Genomic DNA, 10,990 nt, shown 5'->3' with positions numbered 1-10,990 from the left:
TTTTGCCCAGCTCCACACCTGTCCGGCCGACCAGGGGACTGAAGTCCTTGTTCTTCATGCTCAGGTCCATATTTCCCTCTTTCCAGCGGAACGTTTTTCCTGAAACTGCGCCATAAACCAGTTCGGCCTGTGGCTCAATAAAGGTGTCCTCCGTCAGGTGATAACGGTAACCCGTTTCTGCACCGGCATACCAGGAGTGCGTACCGTAGTGCTTCGTCCCCAGACCGGCAAAGTTGCCTGTGTAATCATTGTCATGGTGAATATATTTACCAATCAAATCGATATAGGCACCGGAATTAAACAGCGCTGAAGCATACAGACCGCCGCCCACGGATTTTGTCTTCCCGCTGAACGCATCACTGTCTGCGCTGCTGTCGGTATAGGTCATCGTGACACCGGTGAACAGGTCCATACCGTCCAGCGCATGTTTTTTGTCAAAACCGACCTGAACGTGGGTGTAGTTATCACTGTACCCGCCGTCTGCTGAACCGGCGCCGTTCATGATACGGACCCAGGCTCCGGCATCGCCTTTCGTGTCACGCAGTTCCCCCATACGTTTATTCAGATTGTTCACTTCCGTCATGAAGTTTTTGTAGCCAGCATTCATGAAACTGTCCGCCTTCGCTGCAGCGGCTTTGTCAGCCTCTGCTCTGAAACCATCCAGAATCCACTTCGTACTGCCACCGGTGGTGTCGACATGCAGCGTCGGTGTCACCCGGCTGAACCCCGTGACCCGGGTACCGGCCTTAAAGACATCCCCTGCCGTGCCGGCCGGGGCGCTGACCAGCGGGATGTTCAGGGACTGCCCCGGAGCCGGGTTCTTCATAAAGCTGACATTCAGGGTGTTGTCTGAACCGCTGGCTTTCCCCGTCACGCTGATTTTATCGGCATTTTTCAGGTCAGTACGCAGGACAAAGTCACTGCCCGTGGCATCAAGCGAGTTTACCGTCAGGGTGCGGAAGGCGCCCTTTTCTTCAGACTGTACCCGGCTGTTACGGGCCGTCAGGTTGTTGACGGTGGAGTCTCCGGTCAGCTGCCACAGGCCACTGTTCATGCTGACGTTTCCCTTACCGCCGGTGATGGCACCGTAGTATGCCGCGTTATATCCACCAAACATTCCTTCAGCCAGTGCGGACGAAACGGAGGAAGACAGCGTCCCGGGCGCATCCGTTCCAATACGGACAGTAGACGGGCTGGTTGCATGAATGTCCCCGGAAACATGTGCCCAGTTGCGGATGTCCAGAGTGGCATTGTTGCCGGTCAAATCGTATCCTTCTGTCATAGACAACATCGGCGTGAACTGACCGTCTGAGCCGGTAACCGGCGTTCCGCTCAGGGAAAGCGTACCATTCTTCCCAATCTGAACCCGGCCGTCACTGTAGAGCCCTTTCTGTGCTTTCAGATGACCGCCGTCACGAACAGAGAGAGCAGAGTTCACGAAGACACCGCTGTCCTGCAGCACGGCCTCAGATGAGGTGACGTTTACCTGACTGTCATGAGCCTCAATCCCGCCGGTGAAGCGGTTGTTAATGTCCAGCGTGGAGCCTTTCTGCAGCGTGATATTGCCCTGATACTGGCTTTCCACCGGAGAAGATGTACCTTCCTCCGGATTGACGTAATTACCGGTACTGTCATTTTTATCAATAATGACCTTATTACTTCCCAGCGTGATATGGCTGTTGTCCGACTGTATGTCACCGTTCAGGACAGCATTACGTGAAAGATGGAAGTCAGCATTCTTCAGCGACAGCGTTTTCAGTGTGAACTGACGGGTTTCCCAGTCTTTCTGGGTCAGGGAAACAGGGGCACTGCCATTGACAGAAGCATGGATAACCGGATGTCCCTGGAAAATCAGGCTCCCCCCTTCTTTACTCAGGTTTCCGCCAGGCAGATTTACGGAACCATCCATCACCACCTTACGTTCACCCGGCAATTGCGGGATAGTAACATCCATATTCCCGGTCAACTGGCCATGATAGATAACGGGCTGTTTTGCCCGTTCAGCCAGAACCCGGTCTTTTACTGTCTGAATGGCTTTGTTTTTATCAGTACCGACAAATTCCCATTGTTTCGGGTCATTCAGGCTGTTCCCCCACAGGGTATTACCATAGGTGGCGGATTTAAGAATATAGTAGGATGTCTGTCCATTCAGATTACGGCTGTATAAGCTTCCGGGTGTACCTTTTCCGCCAAACGGATTAACAGTACCAATCGGGACGCTGACTTCTTCATTATTTGCTGTAGACAAATTCAGTGACAGGTGGGATTTATTCGCGGCCTTGTTTGCAATGACCGCACCATAATCAGACACCCGCAGACGAGTGAAAGTGATATCGTTACCGTTCAGGTCAAGCACCCCTCCCCGATAACCCCAGGAGATATTATCCGGGTTAACCTGTCGTGAATCCGCAAGCACAACGGTCGGACGTCCACTGGCAAGATTGACTGAGCTGAAAGCCTGGACATTTCCTGCGGCATCAGGCTTTCGAGCCAGAATAACAGTCCCGTCCCCGGTTTTAAGCCCGCCGGGATTAACCCCGATACCGCTTACGGTCAGCGTCCCTTCACCAAGTTTATGCAGGTTGTCACCGGCAACGCCGTTGACCTTCCAGGTCACATTGGTCCCCTTGTCTGTAATAATACCTGCACCTGTCCATGTTTTTCCGACGTCAGCAGACACTGTGTAACTGTCTTTAAATTCCAGATAGCCGGCCCCCTGCGTTACGCTGTCTTTCAGGAGAATTGCGCCGTTCTGTCCACTGAACACCAGATTTTTGCCCGAATTGAGGTCTTTTCCTTTCTGACCGTGCATATCCCAGGTTGTTGTCCCCTGAGACAATGTGCCTGTACCGGTATTCTGGTCAAAATGCCAGGCAAGAGGTTCTTTACCAGAGACAGCAGCGACAGGGGTATCGAAATCCTCTTCCATAACCTTATTCAGATAATCGGTCGGAATAACGTTCCACCAACTTGTTGCTCCAGTAAGGCCAGCATAGGATCTTAAAACACCAACCATGACCCATTTTTTTTGCAATGAGTCGTAAGCAAAAAGCGGTGAACCACTGTCTCCGGGAACGCCATAACTTGGTATGATCCCATTAACCGGATTGAAAGTCTGGCCGGGGTTGGTAACAATGGTTCCGTTTGAAATGAGGGGAGTACCAATTGTTCCTCCTGTTTTAAAAGCATATCCGCCTGCAATCCTGGTTAATTTTCCATCCCTGTCTTTTGTATATTGCGCTCCACTCCCCACACGATAAAACTCCGTATATCGTTCAGTATTTTTATAGGCATTAACTTTGGTACCTTCAGCTGTAACGCTGACAGGGGCAACTTCAGTGACCAGTTTGTTCAGGCGTGGTGCATGGAAATCAGTAGAGGGGTGATCATTACGATCGACTATCGTATAAGTATTTTTCCCATCACCGAAACTGACACTTTGATAACCACTGTTATGTTTCACACTGGCCAGATACTGTGGAGAAATCAGTGTGGCCACCCCACTGGTACTTACGCTACTGAAATCCGCCATTGGTGCTTTATCCAGACGACCTACAAGCTGACCATTTTTATCATAGACGGGGATATCAGTAGCACCGGGAACAAAGAGTCCTTTATTCTCTGCAAAGTCGCGAAATAACTGATAAGAAATATCGTCTCGAACAATACCAGCCTGTGACATCATCGGAAAAGATAAACAAGTCACAGAGACGCTAATAAGTGATATTTGCTTTAATTTCCGGCTTGTTCGTTTAACCACCCGACTGGCCAGCTCAGATACAGCAATGAGCCCTTGCGTAACAGGGCAATATTTAAGTGAATATATTTTGTTCACAGCAAACTCTCCACGACCCTCATAGATAACATCAACAATTAAACTAATTTATATTCAGCTAATAAAAAAGGATATGTTAAACATGACAAAAGAAAATAAAGTATAATTATTTTAAATTAACACCTCCGCCAATCAATAAAGTCCCGACACTTCACTTTTTGAAAACATCATTTTCCTGATCTGGTGTTAACTTTTATATCATAAAATTATGCATATTCATGTCGATTTATCAAAAAATTCATTTAATTATCATTTTGTGATATTTTACTGCCACCCCAAAAAATCATAAACATCAAATATTAGCATCAATAGAATTACACCAATCAACAAATCAGTTTTTCCTTATTGACCTTGCGTAAGAGGCTGCTTATATCGAAATTATTTTGATGCGTGAATCGCCACGGATAATCCAGACACTTCAGAGCCGTTGATAATATTGATTTTAACATTCAGCCGGTGGCATCCGATCGCCAGAACCATACCGACGTTTATTGTTATAAATATTTCGATGTAATCAAAAATATCACTGCGGGCTTCTTCACGCGTTCCGTAGAACTATTTATTTATCCGTTCACGCTTCAATAACGGGAAAAAATTTCTGCAACGGCGTTGTCGTGAAAGTTACCACGACGGCTCATACTACTACTGCCCTTTAGTCCGTGTGATTTCGGAAACGACTGTCACTCATAGCTTGTGTATGACGACCTTGATCAGAATGAACCAGCACCTGTTTTGAGGATTACGTCGCCATACGGTCATCAGAGGCGTATTTATCTCTGGATATAGCAGCCCTGTCGCGTATGAAGCTTCAACGGGGGCTCCTCCCTGGACCGAACACAGAATGCCCCCGGCTGTGACTTGATTCCGGTTGAGTCCCGTTGATAACAAGAGATAAGATCGGGCTATAAACCGCAGTAGATGGGCTTTAATTGATTTCTGTAGACCTGGGAAGCGTTTGAAATGGTGCGATAATAGGAACAATACAAAACACAACAAGCCATTGATTTATAATAATTTATTTCTATTTCATTTTTCAAGATACCCCCACAAGTACCCCCAAAATATTTTATCTACTCAATAGATCGCAGTGTTTCGATGATAAATCCGATGATTTTGTGTCAAGAACGCTAGAATCTTAGCTTTAAAATACACCACAACTCCACCGAATGGAGGTGAAGTTATGGTGCTATAGTCAAAAAAATTCAGTTAACTGCATAAAAATAATACACTTCGCAGAATACATTCTCCAACATCAGGATATCAACCTGAAATATATTCAAGAAGTTCTGCAGTCGCAGCATTTTTCATAGTCCGAGCTCTCGAAGGGCCTACTCCATATATTTTTTCAATTAGGCTTTCTTCAGTATTACTATGAAGATCTTCAATTGTATTGATGCCAACAGACTGTAATCTTTCTTTTTGCCATTTTGTGAGTGCTACCAATACATTAATTGGTTTCTTCAGGAGAGATCTTAAGGACTCTTCATATTGAAGTTCATGCTTATTAAGAAGTTTTTCACTTCCGGCATAGCTTGAATGGTTCTTACCAAACTCAGGGAATTTTTTAACAGACAAATTTTTATAAAATTCTTTTGAGTCAGAATGTGGGTTACTTTCTAAAGATAACATGCACCCATATTTTATTTCATATCTTGTACCAAGCTCAGATCTGGTGGCTCTAACCGCACTATCGATCTTTCTAATAATCCCAGTATAAGTTAAAAGCCTTAAAGATTCTTTAACTGGCTCTGGCGCATCTTTATGTATCCAAAAATAAATTGTAGATTCATCTGTACCCTTATCTCTTCGAATCTTATTATAATCTTCTACTCGAGGTATAACAGAGTTCTCCAAGAAATCTCTACCCCAATCTATAACTTCACGATGCCCCTTGTACTTTTCACCCAAATCAGTATGTTCTGTCCAAATTTGATTTCGATAAAAGGACTTTATTATGGCGTTAACTCCACTAGCATTTAATTTTGATAGATCTTGCAACGTTCTCAACAACATTCGAGGATTACCGCCTGAAGCAAGAGCTAAGGTGTTGAAAAGATCTCTTTGATTGTCTATCTCTTTCTTTAGCGACTCATCTGATTGCTTAAATACAATATCTTTGAAATATTGAAGATAATCTGATTCTAAAATATTTCTTTCTAGTTTTTTGAATACACAATCATGAATTGGTTCAAAAGAATCACCAAAGTGAGTAACTCCAGGATAAATAGCCGCATTACATGTAATATATGGTGAACGAAGATCTTTGAATAAACTAAAGAATTGACGTTGCTGCTCAGGTCTAAATACATGCGCCGCCTCATCAAAAAAGAAAACAACTCTATCTAGATTATTCTCTTCACAAATTATTTGTATTGCCTCTTTGACATCTTCAATATCAGGTAGTGATGATATATCAACAGCAATCTTTCCTTTATAAGAATCTTCGAAAAGTCTTACGATTTCTTTCAAACTGGTTTCAACGCTTTCTTCTGTGTCATTATGATCATTACTGAGCAAATTAGAAGTCAAGCCTGAAACAACCATCCCCATTTTTCTAAGCTTATTAAGTAAGTATTTTAATGTCTTAGCCATCATCCAATGATAAAACTGAAGGTTATCATCGGTAGTTATCAAAGAACTCATGTTGAAGGGAACAAATACTGTTACGCATGCCTTATCCCCTTCTTCTAACTCTAATTCCGCAACCCTCATAAGGAATGACTTACCAGTACCCCTTGAGCCCTCAAGAAGACAAGGTTCATTAGATTTCAGAGCTTCAAGAATGCCTCTGTCAGTTGAATTTACAACTGACAAGGACAGAATATCTGACTGTTTAATGCTTTCTGTACGTAGATAAAATTCACTCATAATTCATTCCTATGATATACCGAATAATTCTCTAATTTTTTCTATATGATTAAATTCTTCTGGCAAAAATTGCATAGATTCGCGCTCATTATCATCAAAAGTTTTCGCGTATCTACACGTAGCTGCGAACAATACAGATTCGGTTACACGCTTGTAATACTGACAATATTGTTCGAATAGCTCATTTTTATACATGATTTTGATACTTCCATTTATCCATGTCTCGTTGTTGCCATGAACATATTCTGAAAGTTTTCTATAAACGCCAATTGCATTAGCTCGATATTCGCCAGCATCATCTACTAAATCTGGGAAAAATGCCATAATAAATCTTTTGGAATACACGCCATTATCTTCATCAATTATCCTTGACCATTTTATATCCCTTCGTCCATCAAGCCACTCATGCATTTCTAATTTACTGGCAGAAAAATAAATAGCTCCCAACCCCATTTCAAGTGCTAGTCTTAGTGATGAAAATGCTTGTCTATATAAACCCACAATTAAACTATAGTTTGATGATTCTAGTTGAGCGCTAACTGTTTCTAAAATTCTTTTTTCTTGAGGGTCTCTCAAGACATTTGACATCTCGTATATGCACGAAGACAAATGGTGAAGTTTGCCTAAAGTTTCTTTTTGATAAATAGACTGTTCGAAGACGGTTTGGGATTCTGCATTTAACTTAGTAAAATACTCTTGAATATCCATAAATCATTTAACCTCCAATTTAACTGCCTCATCACCCAAAATAAAATTAAAAAGTCAACAACGTCATTACAACTACTAATTAGATTTTAAGATAATACAATACAAGAACAGAAAGTGAAACTTTTTCATAGTCTAAACTTTAAGCAAGAACTTACCACTACATTATCATTGCGGTAAATAGCGTGATCTAAATCACTATTAGAAAGATACCTCCTTAAAACTATATATAAGTTATTCATTACAGAATGAAGCAACTGTAACTTAGAGCGCGTTCTGCCAAAAATCCCCACTGGCGCTGCCAGTGGGTGACAACTTTTGACAACTCAATCTGAACGCTAGCGTCCGGGCAAACCAGAACAGCGATCTGAAAGAGGCTCGAGGATGGTTGCATTGGGGGAGTGCTTAACACCTCCCCTTCACGAGTTCCTGTACCTGAAGTTTTCTGAAGCGGCAGCGGCTGACACTTTTTTGGTGAGGCATAACAAACCATAACAGGCTGGCACCTGCCCTGCTCCGCATCAGGATTAACAAAAGTTAACAGCCTAGACTCAACAAATCTCAACGCCAGCCCTTTACACTTCTGCTGTAGCTGCTGTTCGTAGGCGTCAGGATCCGTTAGGTTGGGTTGACACTTTTCCCAGTTTCTCGTGAAAAAGTGTCAAGTTTGAGGGGCTGGGGGGTTTACAGTTTTTCGCCGTCCAGCAGGCAGAGCGCCCTTAATCCTGTTTCGCTCCAGTCATCCTGGGTGTCGGGGTGCATTGCGGCCACATAGGCCAGCTCGGAACGGAGGAAACGCAGGCCACCAGCCATGTGATCTTTGCCACAGAAGCTGTGGGTTTCCTCTTGCAGCCGGTACAGTATCAGGAGTTGTTCATCAGGTTCATATTCTGCATCGAAGCCCAGCTCACTGGCAGCGGCCATAATCCGTTGCTCACCATCACAGTGCTGACCTTGCCCTCCGTCATGACGCCATACCCACGCAGCGGCCTGCGCCCAAGTCATTTCAATCCGGTGCCCGGCACCACCAGCGTTTTGTCTGTTATGCGATGCATCGACATCCACTTTATCGCCAGACAGAACAATTTCGCCTCGGGCTATCCAGCCATAAACTGTCTGCCGGCTGACGCCCATATGCCGCGCGTAGGCGCTTTTGCTTAGCAGCATGGTCAAATATCCTCTGCGACTATGCCGGCACTGATGATGGCGCCGCCAATTTCGCGTTCACCATAGAGAAGCGCGACCGGGTTCCCCATCGCAAGTGTATTCACCGAGCCACCGAAGGCATACGAGGGTTTATTGTCAGGGTCGTCTCGACCCTGTAATCCTTTTGGCTGGGGCGAAAGCATCTGGTAGATGCCGCCGGCCATCATACCGATGCCAGCATTAAGTGCATACGGCCCCCATGTTGCCCCGCCCCATGCCTGGCCAATCGTCATCCCAACGACCCCGACCACCACCAAAACGGCTCCGAGTATGGTCTGGAACAAACCCGCTTTTTTCGCCCCCTCCATAACCGACGCGATGCGAATATCACTGTCGCCTCCCAGCTCTTTGAAATCCTGGACACCAATGTTGCGTTTTCCACGGAACACGGCGAAAACCATGCCGTTCTTTTTGGCGTCATATAGATATTGCTCCAGCCCATCAAAGTTAATGCATAAGGCTTTCACCGCCTCCGCTGAGGTTTGCACCGCGAGTTTATGCACGCGTCCAAACTTCGCCCCCAGGACGCCATACAGCCGAATTGTGGTTAATCTTGCCATCTAATTAACTCTCCTGTGGATCAGTTACTTTGGGGTGTTTCGTTCTGCACATCACGCACCGGCAATTAGTGTGTAGCATGATTGCAGCCCTTCTCTGTGAGCATTTCGGATGGAATATTGAAGCCGTGGAGGATCTCTCCATCATCTCCCTTCACGTTTATTTCTATCGCAGTGAGTGTATCCGGGTACTGAATGCAAAGGCGCTCCAGTTCCTCCAGCATCGCCGCCATAACTTTTGTCATTGATATTTAGCCTCATTTCAAAATTGACTATCAGAGGTAAAAAAGCCGCCCATTCAGGCGGCCTGCTGTTCATCTTCTTTGCCCTGACGCAGGCTGATTTTCTTCATGCTACCCACATAATCGGCCAGAGCATCAAGAGTAGTCATGCGCGGTAAAACATCGGCAGGATCGTCACTGGAGCCGAAAATCAGGTTCGCATACCAGGTGCGGATTGCTGTCAGTTGAAGCGAATCTTTTTTGACCGCACTTACCAGCTCGTCAACCGCATTAATAACGGGGGCGTTATCTGCCGATATTCTGGAGAACGCCAGCCGCTTAAGCTGTTCAGTGTCCATACCGGAGCAAATTGGATGACCGCGCAGCAGAGCATCACCAAGCTCTGAATGCTTTCCACCGTGCATAGACACCAACATTTTTTCGCGACTGAGGCGATCCAGCCTGGCGAATGCCTGACGCATTTCACTGTCGCGCAGGAATCCCTGAATATCTTCAGCCGCCAGTGGTTTTACCGGAGCCAGTTTATTTTGCAGATAATCAAGGATATTCCCGGCCTGCTCATTTACTGCCGCGATACCACGTGAAAATCTTCTGAGCGTATCCGGGTTTCTGGCTTCGCTTGTACGTCTGTTCTTTGCCTGTTCGTTCAGGTCAGGATCGTTACGAATGGCATCCATCAAATCTGCTTCGGCCTCTGCCTGTTGTGCCACGGTGCGTAAACCAACAAAGGCATCAGACATTCCCTTGAACAGGACGCCAATTTGCGTATTAGGCGCGGTAACGCTCCCCACGTAGTTATTCAGCATAATGCTGTGTTTACCAATTTTGATTTCGTAACTCACTGGCTTACCTTCATTCTGGACAGCCCAACATCAAATATTTTCCGCGCAACATCATGGATTGATGGTGCGATACCAAACCCGGATTTCTGGCGTTCCTGCTCCTGAATGGCTTTTAATGCCGCAACCTGAGCAGCGCTCAGAAGAACGGGTTTCACGTGTTCCTTTTTCATGCTTCCCCCTTGGTTATCACATGACAAAAAACGCAACAATCACAACAATCATTGCAATTAATGAAATAATGGTAATGAAATTGAGGGGATGCACAACGTGAAATGAATGGATGCGTTTTAAAGAATTTGCCCTCAAGGTATACATGGTGTTCATAAAAAGGATAAATCACTTATAAAACATGAAATTAACCTATGAACACCAGTCTACATACAGGGGTTTTAAGTGTTCATGGTGTTCATATTTTTGTTTATTAAATAATCACAAAGTTAAAATGAGTTATGAACACTATGAATACCCTATGAACACCTTTGCTCAGGGTGTTCATAGGGTATCGCATTGAATTTATTGAAATTACTTTAATCAATGAACACTATGAACACCTTTTGCCATATTTAGCTAAACATTCATCTTTTTTCCTCAGCTAACGGGTGCGCCTGCGGCAGCCAGTCCTCCGCACTCTCTGAAAGTTCGACGTTCGTCACCACGCCTCGGGTCTTTCTCTCCTTGCGGTACTCGTGATTAAACTCCCGCATGGCGCTTTCCATCCCCTCGGCGAATTTATTC

The 10,990-nt window shown here is 45.0% G+C and carries 8 protein-coding genes and 1 pseudogene; all 9 read right to left on the bottom strand.

Annotated elements, in window-relative coordinates:
* Positions 1 to 3,835, bottom strand: a 3,835-nt coding sequence (locus tag AB7E14_RS13540; protein ID WP_428169597.1) for a S6 family peptidase, incomplete at its 3' end; no start/stop codon positions are given.
* A 442-nt stretch (positions 3,836 to 4,277) separates the two neighbouring features.
* Positions 4,278 to 4,609: pseudogene (locus tag AB7E14_RS13535) on the bottom strand (IS3 family transposase); the annotation flags it as partial.
* A gap of 486 nt (positions 4,610 to 5,095) precedes the next feature.
* The gene (locus AB7E14_RS13530) at positions 5,096 to 6,703 is read right to left on the bottom strand and encodes a hypothetical protein (RefSeq protein ID WP_316961986.1); all 1,608 of its coding nucleotides are present in this window, start codon (positions 6,701 to 6,703) and stop codon (positions 5,096 to 5,098) included.
* Positions 6,704 to 6,712: 9 nt separating this feature from the next.
* Positions 6,713 to 7,411, bottom strand: coding sequence for a hypothetical protein (locus AB7E14_RS13525; protein ID WP_316961987.1), 699 nt, complete (start codon positions 7,409 to 7,411; stop codon positions 6,713 to 6,715).
* Positions 7,412 to 8,092: 681 nt separating this feature from the next.
* Positions 8,093 to 8,575: a DNA-binding protein gene (locus AB7E14_RS13520; RefSeq protein ID WP_316961988.1), complete on the bottom strand. Its 483-nt coding sequence runs from the start codon at positions 8,573 to 8,575 to the stop codon at positions 8,093 to 8,095.
* Between the two features lie 2 nt (positions 8,576 to 8,577).
* Positions 8,578 to 9,174, bottom strand: a complete 597-nt coding sequence (locus tag AB7E14_RS13515; RefSeq protein ID WP_316961989.1) for a tail assembly protein — start codon at positions 9,172 to 9,174, stop codon at positions 8,578 to 8,580.
* A 65-nt stretch (positions 9,175 to 9,239) separates the two neighbouring features.
* Complete coding sequence (locus tag AB7E14_RS13510; RefSeq protein WP_316961990.1) at positions 9,240 to 9,416, bottom strand: hypothetical protein; 177 nt, start codon at positions 9,414 to 9,416, stop codon at positions 9,240 to 9,242.
* A gap of 53 nt (positions 9,417 to 9,469) precedes the next feature.
* The gene (locus AB7E14_RS13505; RefSeq protein WP_316961991.1) at positions 9,470 to 10,255 is read right to left on the bottom strand and encodes a hypothetical protein; all 786 of its coding nucleotides are present in this window, start codon (positions 10,253 to 10,255) and stop codon (positions 9,470 to 9,472) included.
* Positions 10,252 to 10,425 (bottom strand): hypothetical protein, encoded by a 174-nt coding sequence (locus AB7E14_RS13500; RefSeq protein WP_316961992.1) that lies wholly within the window; start codon positions 10,423 to 10,425, stop codon positions 10,252 to 10,254. The genes AB7E14_RS13505 and AB7E14_RS13500 overlap by 4 nt, the downstream gene beginning before the upstream one ends.
* Positions 10,426 to 10,990: the final 565 nt, after the last annotated feature.

This window comes from Citrobacter sp. (assembly GCF_050252275.1).
GTDB lineage: Bacteria > Pseudomonadota > Gammaproteobacteria > Enterobacterales > Enterobacteriaceae > Citrobacter_A > Citrobacter_A amalonaticus.
Note: the sequence above shows the minus strand (reverse complement) of the source record. Positions and strands in the feature narration are given on the sequence as shown.